The 16746-nt window shown below is 43.2% G+C and carries 17 protein-coding genes and 1 riboswitch; of the genes, 12 read left to right on the top strand and 5 right to left on the bottom strand.

What is annotated here, in order from left to right; genetic code table 11:
• Positions 1-168: 168 nt before the first annotated feature.
• Both ACW12G_RS03030 and ACW12G_RS03025 read left to right on the top strand, forming a co-directional pair.
• Positions 169-1161 carry a nucleoid-associated protein gene (locus ACW12G_RS03030; protein WP_455647235.1) on the top strand — a complete coding sequence of 331 codons (993 nt, stop codon included), beginning with the start codon at positions 169-171 and terminating at the stop codon, positions 1159-1161.
• 101 nt (positions 1162-1262) lie between these two features.
• Positions 1263-2201 carry a DUF1810 family protein gene (locus ACW12G_RS03025; RefSeq protein ID WP_455647234.1) on the top strand — a complete coding sequence of 313 codons (939 nt, stop codon included), beginning with the start codon at positions 1263-1265 and terminating at the stop codon, positions 2199-2201.
• A gap of 27 nt (positions 2202-2228) precedes the next feature.
• Here ACW12G_RS03025 and ACW12G_RS03020 read toward each other — a convergent pair whose 3' ends face one another.
• Positions 2229-3224: a ketopantoate reductase family protein gene (locus ACW12G_RS03020; RefSeq protein WP_455647233.1), complete on the bottom strand. Its 996-nt coding sequence runs from the start codon at positions 3222-3224 to the stop codon at positions 2229-2231.
• Between the two features lie 158 nt (positions 3225-3382).
• On the opposite strand from ACW12G_RS03020, the gene trpS reads away from it, so the two are divergent.
• On the top strand, positions 3383-4399 hold the full coding sequence (gene trpS, locus ACW12G_RS03015) for a tryptophan--tRNA ligase (protein ID WP_048700390.1): 1017 nt from the start codon (positions 3383-3385) through the stop codon (positions 4397-4399).
• A gap of 40 nt (positions 4400-4439) precedes the next feature.
• Here trpS and ACW12G_RS03010 read toward each other — a convergent pair whose 3' ends face one another.
• A complete protein-coding gene (locus ACW12G_RS03010) occupies positions 4440-5612 on the bottom strand; it encodes an LCP family protein (protein ID WP_455647232.1) in 1173 nt (390 codons plus the stop codon).
• A 192-nt stretch (positions 5613-5804) separates the two neighbouring features.
• Here ACW12G_RS03010 and ACW12G_RS03005 point away from each other — a divergent pair, with 192 nt between their 5' ends.
• The 9 genes from ACW12G_RS03005 (at position 5805) to ACW12G_RS02965 (ending at position 14159) form a co-directional block, all read left to right on the top strand.
• The gene (locus ACW12G_RS03005; protein WP_270746689.1) at positions 5805-6461 is read left to right on the top strand and encodes a phospholipid phosphatase; all 657 of its coding nucleotides are present in this window, start codon (positions 5805-5807) and stop codon (positions 6459-6461) included.
• Positions 6462-6478: 17 nt separating this feature from the next.
• A riboswitch (Lysine riboswitch) is annotated at positions 6479-6647 on the top strand.
• A 79-nt stretch (positions 6648-6726) separates the two neighbouring features.
• Positions 6727-8166 carry an amino acid permease gene (locus tag ACW12G_RS03000; RefSeq protein WP_048700396.1) on the top strand — a complete coding sequence of 480 codons (1440 nt, stop codon included), beginning with the start codon at positions 6727-6729 and terminating at the stop codon, positions 8164-8166.
• 125 nt (positions 8167-8291) lie between these two features.
• Positions 8292-8513 carry a DUF1146 domain-containing protein gene (locus ACW12G_RS02995; protein ID WP_010001015.1) on the top strand — a complete coding sequence of 74 codons (222 nt, stop codon included), beginning with the start codon at positions 8292-8294 and terminating at the stop codon, positions 8511-8513.
• Positions 8514-8612: 99 nt separating this feature from the next.
• Positions 8613-9605 carry a rod shape-determining protein gene (mreB, locus tag ACW12G_RS02990; RefSeq protein WP_029510347.1) on the top strand — a complete coding sequence of 331 codons (993 nt, stop codon included), beginning with the start codon at positions 8613-8615 and terminating at the stop codon, positions 9603-9605.
• Position 9606: 1 nt separating this feature from the next.
• On the top strand, positions 9607-9816 hold the full coding sequence (locus tag ACW12G_RS02985; protein WP_010001017.1) for a DUF2969 family protein: 210 nt from the start codon (positions 9607-9609) through the stop codon (positions 9814-9816).
• A 66-nt stretch (positions 9817-9882) separates the two neighbouring features.
• Positions 9883-11100 (top strand): FtsW/RodA/SpoVE family cell cycle protein, encoded by a 1218-nt coding sequence (locus ACW12G_RS02980; RefSeq protein ID WP_147000807.1) that lies wholly within the window; start codon positions 9883-9885, stop codon positions 11098-11100.
• Positions 11100-12101, top strand: coding sequence for a DUF2785 domain-containing protein (locus ACW12G_RS02975; protein WP_455647231.1), 1002 nt, complete (start codon positions 11100-11102; stop codon positions 12099-12101). Before ACW12G_RS02980 ends, ACW12G_RS02975 begins: the two co-directional genes overlap by 1 nt.
• A gap of 58 nt (positions 12102-12159) precedes the next feature.
• The gene (locus tag ACW12G_RS02970; protein WP_048700401.1) at positions 12160-13293 is read left to right on the top strand and encodes a D-alanine--D-alanine ligase family protein; all 1134 of its coding nucleotides are present in this window, start codon (positions 12160-12162) and stop codon (positions 13291-13293) included.
• Positions 13293-14159 carry a helix-turn-helix domain-containing protein gene (locus tag ACW12G_RS02965; RefSeq protein ID WP_455647230.1) on the top strand — a complete coding sequence of 289 codons (867 nt, stop codon included), beginning with the start codon at positions 13293-13295 and terminating at the stop codon, positions 14157-14159. Before ACW12G_RS02970 ends, ACW12G_RS02965 begins: the two co-directional genes overlap by 1 nt.
• Positions 14160-14198: 39 nt before the next feature.
• On the opposite strand, the gene ACW12G_RS02960 is transcribed toward ACW12G_RS02965, so the two are convergent.
• From ACW12G_RS02960 to ACW12G_RS02950, 3 genes are all read right to left on the bottom strand, one after another.
• Positions 14199-14642 (bottom strand): universal stress protein, encoded by a 444-nt coding sequence (locus ACW12G_RS02960; protein ID WP_010004088.1) that lies wholly within the window; start codon positions 14640-14642, stop codon positions 14199-14201.
• Positions 14643-15017: 375 nt separating this feature from the next.
• Positions 15018-16301, bottom strand: a complete 1284-nt coding sequence (locus ACW12G_RS02955) for a replication-associated recombination protein A (protein ID WP_048700407.1) — start codon at positions 16299-16301, stop codon at positions 15018-15020.
• Positions 16302-16328: 27 nt separating this feature from the next.
• Complete coding sequence (locus ACW12G_RS02950; protein ID WP_147000804.1) at positions 16329-16700, bottom strand: YueI family protein; 372 nt, start codon at positions 16698-16700, stop codon at positions 16329-16331.
• Between the last annotated feature and the right edge of the window lie 46 nt (positions 16701-16746).

Here is a 16746-nt window from a genome sequence, read left to right as displayed (position 1 = left end):
TAAGGGCAAGGACCACAAAGGCAAGTCTGACAAGAAGAAGTAATTAGCTACGCGATAATACGTGATAAGTCGATAAACCGTTAGGTTTATCGACTTTTTTGTTATCCGCAAGATAGCGGTATTCGCGTGCATGATATAATAAAATGATTAAACGTAAAGGATGCAAAGATGATTATCCAACATGCAATGTTACACATTCTAGACACGAACACAGGTAGTCTTATCGCGTCACAAGGGGAGATGCCCTTAGATAATGCTGGCGTACAAGCGTATATTGAAAAACTGGTCGCCAAAGTGTCAGCCGGGGATGTGAAACAAGGTACTTTGACAGCGCAAGATTATTTGGCAACGATGCTAGCTAATCCTGATTTTTCAGAGATGACGACGGCATTAGCCACAAAATTATTTGATCTTATTGCTGCTAGTGATGCTGTGCCAGCAGGGGACATGTTGAGTTTTTTGGCGACGTCAGATGATGGCCCAATTTTTGGCTTACTTAAGTTGAATTTTTCACCACGTTATGCGCACACTGTGACCTATATTGACGATCAGATGGTGAATAATTTGGTGTTGAACCAAACAGTTTTGCCAGCTAGTAGTCAAACCGTCGATGAGGCGATTATCGTTGATTTGACGACGCAACGTTATCAGTTATTAGAGAAAAAATATGTGATTGATGGCCAACGTTGTGCCTACTTTTCGGAAAAGTTTCTGGCGTTGACACCCGAAACGTCGTTGAAAGAAAATATTCAGACCATTAAGCGAACGGTGAAGTCTGTGGCTGAAAAGTTTGATGATATACTGGCGCATGAGGCATTAGCGATGACTCAGGCAGTCATTTATGACGGCTTATCAACGGGCCAGATTGATACGACCGCAATTGCTGAACAGGCGTTTCCAGATAATTTGACGGCCCAAGCGCAATATCAAGAAAAGTTAACCGAAAAGGCGGTTGCCCCCAAAGTACCAGTTGAGAATACGCCAAAATATGAAAAGAAGTACTGTGTGCAAAAATTTAAATTAGATTCAGGGATTGAAGTTTCAATCCCAATGGCGGTCTATCAAGATCGCTCAAAAGTCGAATTTATCAATCATGATAATGGCACAATCTCGCTGGTCATTAAAGATATTGAACAAATTGCCAATAAGTTTTCAGTGTGACAGTATCAATTATTGGGTACCGGATCATTTACTGCTATAATGAGGAAAATAGGATAAGGTAAGAAAGGGCTAAGTTAGTCATAACTTGGATAAACAATGTCATGCCATACGCAGATTCTTATGTTGCAAAAATTCGTGAACAGGTAGGTTACGATTTTGAATTAGTGATGCCCACAACCGATGTGGTGATTGAAAACCGACAAGGTGAATTGCTGATGATTTATAATCGGGATTTTGATGGTTGGGCGTTTCCTGGGGGCTACGTTGAACCAGAATTATCTTGGCAAGAGAATGCCGCGCGAGAAGCGACGGAAGAAGCAGGCATCACGGCTGACCCGAAAAACCTGCAATTGATCGGGACGGTATCCGGCAAACAATTTGTGGCGCATTATCCAAATGGCGACCGTGCAAAACTCTATACGACGGTTTTTCATTTAACGGATTGGACGGCTGAACAAACAGATATTGACGAGACGGAAATCGATGCCAAAAAGTGGGTCTCACCTCAAACGATTGATCATATGCACCTGACGATTGCAGGGCGGGCAGTAAATCGTTTATTTAGAAAGTACCAAGCAACTGGTGCTGTCCAAAATATCACGCTTGATTCAGCCTTACAGCGCTTTGTGGATGCGCAAAACGGCGAAATTGTCGGGGTTAACACGTACACTGATGCGTTAGCAGAATTAAGTCAGGGCGAAAAGCAGACGCATTGGATGTGGTACGTCTTACCGCAATTACGCGCTTTGGGTAAAAGTGAGCGGGCCATTTATTATGGATTAGCTGATGCCAAAGAGGCGCAAGCTTATTTGGCAGATCTAGTACTTCGGACGCGTTTAGAGGCGATTGTCGCCACGACGCTGGCATTGGCAGGTAACGATCCGGTGACTGTGTTTGGCGCAGTAGATGCACCAAAGTTCCAAGCCAGTTTGACACTATTTAATCAAGTGGCGCCGGAGACACCCCTTTACCAACAAGCACTTGATAAATACTTTAATGGTGTCCAACACGCTGAAACATTGGCCTTGTTAGCACAATAAAAAAGCATGCTGCGGCATGCTTTTTTATTAAGCACCAGTATAATCTGGGGCTAACTTATTAACAGGTGGCGTGAATTCACGCATTGATTCAGCTAAGTGGACAAAATTGGTGACCAAACGATGATTTGGTGCTTGGGTACCGTGTTTATCCGCAAGGTCCGCAATCCAGCCGTTGATATAATCGACTTCGGTTGGCCGTCCCTTCACAAAGTCTTGGTACATAGAAGGGAAATGGAGGGGATTGGCCACGTTTGAGACATAGTCAACTTGCGCCACCATATCATCACGACTTTCGATGAGTTCGATACCAGCAGCTTCAGCGGCATCGTAAGCTTCGTTGATGAGTGGGCGCGCAACGCCTTCCAGGAAATTGTCATAAGCCATGAGTTGGCCCATCCGCGATTGAAACATTGTTGCAATTGAGTTCTCAACGGCATTGAAGAAGACTTTAGTCAGCAGTGTACCCATGAAATTTTCGGTGTAACTTGGGTTTAAATGCGCAGCTTCAAAGTCAGTTAGGAGGGCATCCATGGTTGCGGAAGGTTTCTCTGTCAAATTGGCATAGACAGAAGAACCAGCGCCTTCTGCGCCCATAAAGTCGACGTCACCAAAATCGTTTAAGACAGTCGCGATCATGGCTGTACCGCCAATAATCTGTTCATCATCGAAATATTGCTGTAGTTTTTCAATGTGACCCATGCCATTCATAGCACCTAAGGCTGTTTGACCAGGTTTGAATTTCAGTGCCAGACGATCGAGGGTATCTTGTAGCTGCATTTGCTTCATAAAGAAAATCCAGACATCGGGCGCGCCATCATATTCCTCAGGTGAGAAAATGTTGATTTTAATGTCATGACGGTCTTTGTGATCACGTGATTTCCAAACTTTGTCGCCTTGCGCACGAATCTTATCTAAACTCGCCTGGGTGGGTTCAACAAAGTCCACTGGGACACCTGCATTTTCCTGAAGGAGAATACCGTATCGCAATCCCATTGCGCCTGCGCCAACTACTGCATATTTCATCGTATCAATCTCCTATCGTCATATAATGATATTATTCTAATGTTTATCACATTTTAAGTCAAGGGTATTTTTAATCTTTTTGGCTATGAACATTGTGAAATTTACCGTATAATAAGAGGTAGAGTGCATGTTGCACGTTTTTAATAGAGGAAGTTAAAATGTCTAAAGAAATTTATTTAACAGGTGATCGACCAACTGGTAAGTTGCATATCGGTCATTATATTGGGTCATTAAAAAATCGTGTGGCAATGCAAAATTCAGGCGAATATGAACCATTTGTGATGATTGCTGATACGCAAGCTTTTACAGATAATGCGCGTAATCCAGAAAAAATTCGGCAGTCACTAACAGAAGTTGCTTTGGATTATTTGGCGGTTGGGATTGATCCAACAAAAACAACGATTTTTGTACAATCACAAATCAAAGGGTTATTTGAACTGACAGAATACTTTATGAACTTGGTGTCAGTAGCACGGTTACAACGTAATCCGACTGTGAAAGCAGAAATTTCACAAAAAGGCTTTGGTGAGGGAATCCCTGCTGGATTCTTAACTTATCCGGTGTCACAGGCTGCTGATATTGCCATTTTCCGTGCCACTAAAGTGCCGGTTGGGGACGATCAGGAACCAATGTTAGAACAAGCCCGTGAGTTGGTGCGGTCATTTAACAATGCCTACCAATCTGATGTCCTTGTTGAACCAGTCGGTGTCTTTCCACCGAAGGGACAAGGGCGTTTACCTGGTATCGATGGCAATGCTAAGATGTCTAAGTCGTTGGGTAATGGCATTTATATTTCTGATGATGCCGATACATTGGCCAAAAAAGTGAAGGCGATGTATACTGATCCGTTGCACATCAATATTGACGATCCTGGACATGTTGAGGGCAACGTTGTCTTCACATACCTTGACATTTTCGATCCTGACAAAGAACGCGTGGCTGAATTGAAGGCACACTATACGGCTGGTGGTCTAGGTGATATGAAGCTAAAAAAGCACTTAATTGACGTGATGGAAGCCGAAATGGCAGCAATTCGTGAACGACGTGCACTATTTGCTCAGGATATTCCGGCGGTGCTGGAAATGTTAAAAACTGGATCAGAACGTGCCAATGTGGTGGCAGAAGCGACGATGAAAGATGTCCGCCATGCGATGGGCATTGATTACTTTGGATAAAACATGATAAAAAAGCACCATGCCATTTGGCATGGTGCTTTTATTGTGCTGTCGTTGTATCGGTTTCGTCGTTACTATTATCGCCTGCTTGGCGTAATGATGCCGCGATATTGGCGAGACTTGATGGGATTTTACCACCATAAGGGCGGCCAGTTTTCGCGGCTTTAAGACCAAGGGCTTTTCTAGCGAGATCCGTGACCCGTTGCTTTTCCGTTTGTGGTATCACTTCATAAGAGACATCGTTACCGGCAGCATCGGGATAATTGGTGGTCACGCCTTGCATGTGTTCGGTGGTAATATGATTTTTGGCTTTAATATATTTGCTAGCCATTGTTGTCATATCACCAAACGTGAGGTCAGTTCGCACATTTTTAGAAATAGTGGTCATGAACTTGTCGTTGAGTAAGCTGGACACATTGGCTGACTTTTTGATGAGGCCTTCTAAAACTAAACGTTGTCGTTGCTGACGACCATAATCGCCCGTCGGGTCACCATAGCGCATACGTGAAAAGGCCAGAGCAGCATCACCATTCATCACCGTTTTTGAATCGGACCAAGTTACACCGTTATCGTCAGAATGCTCATATTTGTTACTACCCTTGTGGAAACGGTAGAGATTAGGACCATAATTGTGGGCAGTTTCTTGACTATAGGTAAAATCGAGTGGTGATTTGACGGATACACCACCAACTTGATCAACCATCGTTGCTAGGCCACCCATGTTGACGAGGGCATAGAAGTCGATGGGGATGTTCAAAAATGATTCTACTGTTTTAATTGACGTAGCAGTTGAACCAAAAGCGTAAGCCGCGTTCAATTTTTGTGGGAAAGTATTTTCATAACCGTCAATTGAGACCATGGCGTCACGAGGTAGTGAGATCAGGGTTGTTTGTTCAGTTTTAGGGTTAATAAGCAATAGCATCATGGAATCAGTACGACCACGATAAGTGCGACCTAACTCACCGGTATCCGTGCCATACAATAAAACTGAAATGGGTCGACCGCTTTTAATCACTTCGGATACATCACGGGATTTGGTGAGGCCGGCACCAGAATATGATTTGTCGATAACACCTTTTGTGTTGTGAATGGTTAACCAAGCAAAACAGCCGATTACAAACACAAGCATGGCAATACCAATAAAAATCAGGTTACGTAGCTTGTGCTTTGGCACTTGATGTCGGTGCGCGCGTGAATCTGGTTGAGGCTCCATACGAATTAATCTCCTAAAATGTTGCTAGATTAGCCTATCATTTTAGCCTAATGATAGGGGATCACAATTATAACCATCATAACACGTGAATATAAAGACAAAGTTAAAAAAGCGCAAAATTATGAAATTCAACTAATGATATTGGCGATAATGGTACAATGATTATGAGCAACAGACAAGGGAGTTCAATGCATGTTAATTCAACCCGATAAATTAAGAAAATGCCTGATGTTGATTTTTGGTGGTTTGTTTTTGATTTTGGCCATTCAGGTACGGTTTAATTTGCTGTTTATACATGTTATGAATGATGGGGCAGAATTAGCAGTACATAATTTTATACCGCAGTTTGTACAACAAGGGATTGGTTTTGCTGGTTTATTGACGCATTACTGGTTGGCAATTTTAGGGATTATCGGTCTATCTGGGTTGTTCTACTTGGTCAATTATAAAATTGCCATGGGTTGGTTGATTGCCACGCAGATCTTAGGGTTGCTGGTGGTTGAATTATTATCGACGGTGTTAACCACTTATTGGGACAAGGGTTTCAAAAAGGGATCAATGATGCCAGATCTCTTGTTAGTTTGGTGGTTTCAGATTCTGGCGGTTATTGCCGTTATTATTGTGCCAAGATTAACAGCTAACTGGCAATGGCAGTGGGGAATTCAACTGCTGGTTGTGTTTGGCTGGTGTCTGATGGCGTTAGCGCGCATGCAGCAAAATGGCATGCCGCTATCGAGTGAGCTTGGGGCACTATGTTTTGGCTATTTTTGGTGGCAATTGAGCGAACAGCAGTATCGTCGGCATGCAAAACATTGGCGTCATGTATTAGAAATTGACACCTTAATTTAAAGATGATATGATATTCAAGTTATCAAAGAGGTTGCAACCAACATGAGTAACGTAAATGAGTTCGCCAAGAACAGTGATTTTACGCGAAAGGGGCGGTTGCCGAAATTTCTCGCAAGGCAGCGGGGAATTGGGCTAACAACGAATAGTTGTTAGACTGTCACGGCGACGTGGTGTGCTTTGAAAAGTTACGATAAAATAACTTTTTAGACCTCTTTCTATTTACAAGAAAGGGGCTTTTTATTTGCCCCGATTAGGGAGAATGTTAATGGCAGAACATAATGGTGAGATGAAACGTAATCTCAAGACACGTCATGTGTCAATGATTGCTTTAGGTGGTTCAATTGGAACAGGTTTGTTTGTGGCTTCCGGTGCGACGGTTGCCCAAGCTGGTCCTTCAGGGGCGATTGTTGCCTATTTGGCAATTGGTGTCATGGTCTATTTCTTGATGACCAGTTTAGGTGAAATGGCAACTTATTCACCAACATCAGGTTCTTTTTCTGATTATGCCGGTCGCTATGTTGATCCCGCACTGGGTTTTGCGATGGGTTGGAATTACTGGTTTAACTGGGCGATCACATTGGCCGTCGATATTGTGGCTGTTGGTTTGGTGTCAAACTTTTGGTTCCCTAATACGCCATCGTGGATTTTTTCAGCGGTGGCTATGGTGTTCATTTTCTTGATTAACCTCTTTTCCGTGGGAGCCTTTGGCGAAACCGAATTTTGGCTGTCAATGATAAAGGTCATCACGATTATTGCCTTTTTGATTGTGGGTGTCGCTACGATTTTTGGGGTTATCCATTCAGATATTAACGTGATGAAAAACCTATCCGTTGGGAACCATGGTTTTGTCGGTGGTCCGCAAGCTATTTTGTCAGTCTTTGTTGTGGCTGGCTTCTCGTTCCAAGGTACTGAGTTAATTGGGATTACTGCTGGTGAAGCTAAAGATCCGGAAAAGTCTGTGCCTAAGGCGATCAATCAAGTTTTCTGGCGCATTTTACTTTTCTATATTATGGCCATTTTCGTCATTTCGGCTTTGGTTTACTACCGTGATCCGAGCTTGTTGAGTGCATCAACTAAGAATGTTGCCGAATCACCGTTTACAATTGTCTTTAAGAATGCTGGGATTGCCTTTGCTGCCAGTTTGATGAACGCGGTTATCTTGACATCAATTGTGTCATCAGCTAATTCAGGTTCTTATGCCTCAACCCGTATGTTATATGCCATGGCACGTAAGGGTGAAGCACCAAAGATTTTTGCAAAATTGTCAACCCGTGGCGTACCAGTAGCGGCCCTCTTCTTGACGACTGCAATTGGTTTATTGGCCTTTATTTCAAACACGAAGGGTGGGTCAGTGGCTTATACTTGGCTTGTGAATGCTTCTGGTTTGACCGGATTCATCGCTTGGGTTGGGATTGCGCTGTCGCATTACCGTTTCCGTCGTGCCTACGTTGCGCAGGGAAAAGATTTAAATGCATTGAAATATAAAGCAAAATGGTTCCCATTTGGTCCATTGTTTGCGCTAGTGATTTCAATTGGGGTGATTATTGGTCAGGATCCGGCAAGTTTTTCACAGTTTAATCTAGAGAAGCTTGCGGTGACTTACTTATCAGTGCCACTCTTCGTGGTATTATACGTTGGCTACAAAATTCGTCACAAAACTCACATTGTTAAATTGGAAGATGTTGATTTGACACAACAGAAATGAAAATAACAAGATGCCGCGTATTGAACCGGTGTCTTGTTTTTTATTGCAAGTGGTTACTGTGACAAAAGTATCGCGCATATTGTTATAATTGATTACAATAATATGATCAAAAAAAGGGGGGCAACATGAATCCAATCGTTATGCTGAGTCTCAATGTATTGGCCATGTATTTTGTATTTTGGACAATTAAGCCAATTAATTTCGCCAAGTTTATGCCATATACGCCGAAACAAGCCGGCTTTTTAAAGATTATTTTGGCGATTGCTTTAGGCTATTTGGTGGCGAGTTTCTTTATTTCTATTACGAATTGGATCCTTGTCCTACCAGCGACGGTATTTGGAAAGTAGCTCAAAAACGATTGGCAACTGTGGTATAATTGACTAGATTATGTAGACAAGTCGGCGTTGTACGCCCGTTTATAAAAATAAAAAAACTGGAGACAAAACATGGCAAAAGATATCGGCATTGACTTGGGAACAGCCAATGTTCTCATTTATGTAGAAGGTAAGGGTATCGTTTTGAACGAACCTTCTGTTGTAGCAGTTGATGACAAAACAGATCGTGTATTAGCAGTCGGTTCTGAAGCTTACCGGATGGTTGGTCGGACACCTGGCAATATTCGGGCTGTCCGTCCCTTGAAAGATGGGGTTATTTCAGACTTTGACGTCACCGAAGCCATGTTGACGTACTTTGTCAATAAGTTGAATGTTAAGGGCTTCATGTCAAAGCCGAACATTATGATTTGTGCCCCAACAAACATCACTGAAATCGAACGCAAGGCGATCATTCAAGCCGCGGAAAAAGCAGGTGGTGCCAAGGTTTATCTGGAATATGAACCAAAGGTTGCCGCTGTCGGTGCCGGATTGGATATCTTTAAGCCAGTTGGATCAATGGTGATTGACATGGGTGGTGGGACATCAGATATTGCGGTGCTATCACTTGGCGATATCGTAGTGTCTGAATCAATTCGCGTGGCCGGTGACAAAATGAACTTTGACATTGTGGGCTACCTTAAGCGCCGTCACAACTTGATCGTCGGTGAACGTACAGCAGAAACAATCAAAATTCAAATTGGTTCAGCCTTGCCAGTTGATGAACCATTGACGATGGAAGTGCGTGGCCGTGATAATTTTGAAGGGATGCCAAAAACGATTACGATTAACTCAAACGAAGTCGAAGAAGCACTCCATGACACGTTGCAACAAATTGTTCGTGCCACGCACTCTGTTTTGGCTAAGCTACCACCGGAATTAGCGGCTGATATTATTGATCGTGGTATCATGCTCACGGGTGGTGGGGCTTTGCTACATGGCATGGACCAATTGTTGTCTGACGCATTAGAAGTACCAGTTGTTGTGTCTGATTCACCACTAGATAATGTGGCTAAAGGTGCTGGGGCATTGCTTGAACACATGAAATCAGGGCGTAAAGGATTGTAATATGCGGAAGAAAAATCAAAATTTTGGTGTTGAGCTTGTGGTTGTCGAAAACCAAACACAAGTCTTGATTGATAAGAAACAGATTGGTTACGTTGCACCTGCAGATCGTGGTTTTGTTGGTTATTTTGGGCAGCAAGCAGTGATTAACCAAGCGAAAACACAAGACGAAGCAATTGAAGCTATTTTAGCAAGTTTTAACTTATATCAATAAAATAATCAGAAAAACCCTTATCATGAACATGATAAGGGTTTGTACATAAAACGAGGTAACATCAACATGCAACGACCTTCACGACAAATGAGTAATCGTACGTCCGGTTCAGAATTGGATTGGGGCATTATTTTAATTCTTTTGCTATTTATGATTATTGGTCTGAGTTCGATTTTCGAAGCAGCACTCAACTCACAGTATGGCACGATGCAATCGGCTTTGCGGGCGACAATTGTGCAGGGTGTGTTTTGGGTTTTAGGGGCAATTATCATTGCCTTCTTGTTGCGATTTGATGCCTCTCAACTCTGGCGATTAGCGCCAGTGGCCTACGGCTTAGGCATATTTTTGCTAGTGGCCGTTTTGATCTTTTATAACCGGGGGATGGCGGCAGCGACCGGTGCTAAATCCTGGTTTGTTTTCGGGCCAGTTTCTTTCCAACCGTCCGAAGTGGTGAAGCCAGCGTTTATCCTGATGTTAAGTCGGGTGGTGGCCCAACACAATCGCCAATATGAGCATCATGATGTGCATTCGGATTGGTTATTGTTAGGTAAGATGGCATTATGCTTCTTACCAGTCGCTGTTTTGATTGCGATGCAAAATGACTTGGGCACATTGCTCGTGTTTATGGCAATCTTTGGTGGTGTTGCCCTTGTATCAGGGGTGACTTGGCGTATTCTGGGTCCCGTCATTGCAGCAGTAGCGGCAATTGGGATTACATTATTGGCATTAGTAACATCAGCAACCGGGAAACAAATTTTGGATGCTTTGGGCTTCAAATTGTACCAGTTTGACCGTATCCAAACTTGGCTACATCCGGATCAAGATACCTCATCATCAGGTTATCAAACGTATCAAAGTTTGAAGGCCATTGGTTCTGGCCAACTGACTGGACAAGGCTTTGGCCATTTGAAGGTCTATGTGCCGGTGCGTGAGTCCGACATGATTTTCTCAGTAATTGGTGAAAGTTTTGGCTTCATTGGTGGCGCCTTGCTCATCGCGCTGTACTTTATCTTGATTTATCGCCTCATTGCGGCCACATTTAAAGCACAAAATGCTTTTTATGCGTATATTGCTACTGGTGTGGTGATGATGTTATTGTTCCACGTATTTGAAAATATTGGGATGAATATTGGTTTGCTACCATTAACTGGTATTCCATTACCCTTTATTTCCCAAGGTGGGTCATCGCTACTAGGTAACTTAATTGGGATTGGCCTGATTTTAAGTATCGGTTATCAACAGCAGAACGCGACCTTTAAAGAGTCGACAGGGTTTTCAATGTAATGATGACATTAAGCGAACTACAAACACAATTTATTGCTTTAAAAAATAAAACGCGTGATGGCGAGATTTTCCAATCACTAGGGGAGACGATGGCTGAAATACTGGCCGAGTTGTCACCGCAACCTATCACTGCGGTGGCGTTACCAGTGGATGGTGAACAGGCATTGATTGCGATGCGAGCGTATAGCCAACAACTGGAGGCGGCTGCGCAAGCGCATGGCGGAGAGACGCAGTTGCTGCCAGTTCCAGATGAGACACTACGTCTGGCAGTGGCACAGCTGGCCAATCCATTGCCCAAGTATCGTGACACTGGGGCGTTTTTTTTCCTGAGTGATATCATTCAAAATCAATTGTTGTCTGAGTCACAAATGCGGTGGTTAATCACTGATTTGGTGTCTGATGAGCAATTATTTGTTCACATTTTTGAAGTGAACAATGCGGCGATTTATCGACGATCGTTCAGTGTGTTGTTAGTGTCACTTTTGTTATTTACGCAGCGAACAAAAACGGCCTTTATGTCTGATGACTTATTGGATTATGTGATTAATCGGGTGGCTTTATATGCGGCCCTAGAGCGTGATGCGCGCGGGTTCATCGGCACTAATGGCTGGGCGCACGCGTTTACACACATTGGCAACGCGGTTAATGAAATCATGTTGATGCCAAAGCTCATGCGGGCTGACAAATTATTTTTGATGGCCAGTATGTTAGCGGGCTATCGCGAGCTACACCAACCCTTAGTGATGGGAGAAACCGACCGTATTGCTGAGGTCGCCTTGCGAGCAGCGCAAACACATGCGATTTACGAAGACTATCTGCTATTAACCTTAAAGTTATGGCGGAAAGATTTGGTGACGCGGCAAGCGCCACAATCAGAAGGGCGGTGGCATCAACTGTATAACCGAACACGTTTCTTTCACGCGATTTTATTGACAGATCGACAGGCTGTTCCTGATGCGGTATATCACTACGTCGAGCAGACAAAAGATTACTTGACATAAAATATACCTTGCATAATATTACCTCATATTGATATAATAAAAATCGGAGTAAAATACAATGACAAAAAAACACGTTGCCCTATTATTTGGTGGAAACTCTTCTGAACATGATGTGTCAAAGCGTTCCGCCCAAAACTACTATCAAGCGATTGAAGCGAGTGGCAAGTACGATATTACCGTATTTGCCATTGCGCAAAATGGCTATTTCCTAGATCCTGAAAGCTCAAAACGCGTGTTGGCCTTAGAAGATGAACAGCCAATTGTTGATGCTTTCATGGCTAAAGTTGATACGAAGGATCCGTTGGCGCGCATTAGTGCTTTGCGTGAAGCAGGAGATTTTGATATTTTCTTCCCAGTCGTGCATGGTAATCTTGGCGAAGATGGCACACTACAAGGTCTCTTTCGACTTTTGAATAAGCCATTTGTTGGTGCACCACTGCGTGGTCATGCGGTCAGCTTTGATAAGGCTATGACGAAAGAATTGCTAACGGTTAACAATATCCGCAATACCAATTACGTCGTTTTGGATGAAAAAACAGCGCAAGATTGGACTTGGGATAAAGTTGTCGCAACATTTGGTGATGTTGTGTTCGTGAAGGCGGCAAACCAAGGGTCATCAGTCGGCATTTCCCGTGCCACAACAGCTGAAGAATTTGCGGCTGCGTTGGCTGATTCTTTCCAATATGACTACAAAGTCTTGGTGGAACAAGCAGTCAAGGGCCCACGCGAACTTGAAGTTGGTGTGATCGGTAATGATGAACCATTGGTCTCAGAAATTGGCGCCCATGCCGTACCAAATCAGGGTGATGGCGATGGTTGGTATGATTACAACAACAAGTTTGTGGATAACTCTGCCGTTGAATTTGAAATCCCAGCAAAATTGCCAGAAGCCGTCACACAAGAAGTAAAAGACATGGCTTTGAAAGCTTATAAGGTTTTGAACTTGCGTGGTGAAGCACGGATGGACTTTTTGCTAGATGAAAATGATGTCCCTTATTTGGGCGAACCTAACACGTTACCAGGCTTTACAAACATGTCATTGTTTAAGCGCTTGTGGGATTACTCAGATATTGACAATGTGGCACTTGTTGAAAAGATGATTGCCTATGGTTTTGAAGAATTCGAGAAGAATGCCAAGTTAAGTTATCAATTTGTCACATTAGGTGAAGAAAAAATAGGGAAGTTTAATTAATGGTAAAGAACGGAAAAAATGACAGTTTCGACGGGAAGGCAATTCGTGCAGCGCGTAAGAAAATGCACTTGTCTCAAGTCGAACTTGCAGAAGGGATTACAACGCAAGCAACGATTTCGTTAGTTGAAAATCAAAATCGCGTCCCAAACGCTGATGCTTTGTTAGCAATTCTAGACCGCTTGAATCTTGATATGTCAGAATTTTTGTCGGGCGATTTCTTGACCCAAAAGGCCAAGGAACTGTTAGGCAAAGTTGTTTTGCAAATGAAGCATGAAGCGCTGAGAGAATTTGAAGAATTTGAAAAAGCCTTGAGTCAAAACGCGCCAACTTTGCAAGCTTACTATATTCTCAAAGCTGAAGAAGCCAGTCATAAGGGCGAAGATTTTGCGAAGGTGATTCAGTATGCTGATTTGGCGGTTGACAAGAAGACGCCATCATTAGGTGATTTCTATTTGTTCTATGCTTACCGGCAGATGGCAACTAATTATTTCTTGCAAGGTGATATTGAGGCAGCCAAAGAAAAGTTTAGATTAGCCGCTGAACTTGAACCTGACCTACTTACTGCCAATGATTTAGAGTTCCATGTGGTATTACAAGCGCGGCAACGTCATGTTGAATTTTTGATTGATCGTGGTGATTTGGATAGCGCAGCGGAACTTTTGCAAGAAGCGTTGCAAGTATTACGTAAGCGCGTCGATTTGTTCTGGGTCCCAGACTTGAGTGAATTGTTGGCAAAAGTGGAAGAAAAGCGTGGTAATTTGGCTGAAGCCAAGCGTCATTTACACTACGCACACGTAGCCGCCTATTTGTCAAATCGTCAAACAGCTGAAAGACGTTTGGCTGAATTAGATACAGTTGAATTTTAAGCAAAAAAAATAAGCCGTTAGGCTTATTTTTTTTGCTGTTTAGCCACGAACAACCAAGACATCAACCTTAGCAGTACGTGTGACGAATTCAGTCACTGAACCAATCACAAAGCGTTCAACAGCATTCAAACCAGTGGCACCAATCACAATAAGATCGGCGTGGACTTCGTTAGGCACTTCCTTAGCAATCAAAGCCTTTGGTGAACCATATTCAATCAAATAATCAACGTTCTTTACACCGGCATCAAGCGCTTGTTGCTTGTACTTTTCAAGGCTCTTACGTGTTTCTTCAGAAACAGCTTCAACCATTGTGTCGTCAAAGCTTGCAACATTTTGGAAAGCGCGTGTGTCAATCACGTTTAGGATTGACAAAACACCTTGATCACCAGCTTCGCTTACCAATTCAATGGCACGAACAAGCGCAGCTTCTGATTCTTTTGAACCATCCATAGGAACCAAAATTTTGTTGTAGTTTGCTGTCATAAGAAATCTCCTTTAGTAGTGTAGGTATATACTAAGTATAACGCTTACATGAAAAAAATAATAGTATTTTAGCCTGATTTGACCATAAAAAAAGCATCCATCGAAATGGATGCACGGGACATGCCCGGAACACTCGTGATACCGTTAACTGCTACGCAGATTTTCCTCGAAATTATCGAGGTGGATAGTTCATCAGGCTGGTCAGATTACCGAATGAAAGGGCAGATCTTTTCAGCCGTGAATTCCCAACCGAAAAATAAAGGTTGTAAGGAAAAAACTGATGGTGTAGCAATGCGCATATCTGAGGAATTCATCAATTATTATACCGCGAAAATGGTCACACAACCAGTCTTGACATTTGAGATGATAATGGGGTTACTGGAGACCCTTTTTTTGTTGTGTTTTCAAAGTTTGATAAATTTCCTGGAATGATTGCTCGATTTTTGAATTGCCTTTTGGTTGGAAATAAGTCACTTGTTGCAGTTGATCGGGTAAATATTGCTGAGGTACCCAGTCATTGTCGTAATCATGGGGGTAAATGTAACCCGTGCCATGTCCCAAGTCGGCGGCGCCTTTGTAGTGGGCGTCTTTAAGGTGTGGCGGAATGTCACGACTTTTGCCCTGACGAATATCAGCTAATGCGGCATCAATTGCACGGTAGGCGGCATTTGACTTTGGCGATAGCGCCAATTCAATAATGGCATTGGCAAAAGGGATTCGTGCTTCTGGCAGCCCCAAGCTTTGGGCGGCTTGAATAGCGGTTATGGCACGTTGTGCAGCACCGGGATTAGCTAAGCCGATATCTTCGTAGGCAATCACCGTTAAGCGTCGAGCGAGAATATTGATATCACCGGATTCGATGATCCGTGCGGCGTAATGTAAGGCAGCATCAACATCTGAACCACGAATGGATTTTTGAAGGGCTGAAATGACATCATAGTGCGCATCACCATCTTTATCCGCCGAAAGTGCTTTACGTTGGACGGTTTCTTCAATGATTGGTAAGGTGATATGGATTTGTTGGTTGTCATCTGGTTTTGTTGATAAGACAGCCAATTCCAAGCCATTCAAAGCGCTACGCAAATCACCATTTGTGGCACGGGCGAGTTGTTGACGTGCCGTTTCATCGAGCGTGACGTCGTATTGGCCGAGGCCATTAGTTTTGTCGGCCAATGCCCGATCCACCGCAGACAAAATGTCGGCTTCAGTTAAGGATTCTAACTGAAAAATTTGTGTCCGTGATCGGATGGCTGGGGTGACGTTGATATAAGGATTTTCAGTGGTGGCGCCAATTAAAATGATGGCACCCGATTCCAAATAGGGCAATAAAAAGTCCTGTTTGACTTTATTTAAACGATGGATTTCATCTAAGAGCAAAACCACTGCACCAGACATTTTTGCTTCCTCAGCCACAATTTGTAAATCTTTTTGACTATCTGTTGCAGCATTGAGCATGCGAAAAGCATACTTGGAAGAGCCAGCGATTGCCGAAGCGATGGATGTTTTGCCAATGCCTGGTGGGCCATATAAAATCATGGAACTGAGACGTTTCGCCGCGACCATGCGCCAGATGATTTTGCCTTCGCCAACGAGATGTTGTTGGCCAACAATTTCTTCAATTTTTGTTGGACGCATGCGATATGCGAGTGGTTGTTGCATCGTGAACGAACATCCCTTCTAGTTGGTTTAAGTGAAATAAATTTGATCGATATTAACGGCTTCATCAGCAGCTAGTAACACTGCGATTGGGTCATCTTCTGTTGTTGCGTCGTTTGTCGACAGCAAAGTGAACGGGTGATTTGTCGCAACTGCCATACGGACATATGTTGTAAAGAGATCGCCTGCGAGTGGTTGACTAATTAAGACTTTACCGTCCGTGTGTTGCTTTAATGTGGCCTCGAACTGGGCCTGAATTGCTGGTGAATTGAGTTGTGATTTTTTAACAGCAGCAATGACACGTTCTCTAAAAGTGCCTAGATAACGGCGTTGTTCATCAGGGTTAATTTTTGGTTGACCCCCGCCAAGCTGTTCGTTTTGCAAGCGTTCATTGATATCCATGGTTTCTTTCTTCTCCGATACGTTGTAATAAGTCTATTATACGTTA

It is taken from the genome of Leuconostoc sp. (genome assembly GCF_965300815.1).
The sequence above is the reverse complement of the archived record's forward strand: the minus strand, read 5'-3'. Positions and strand labels throughout refer to the sequence as shown.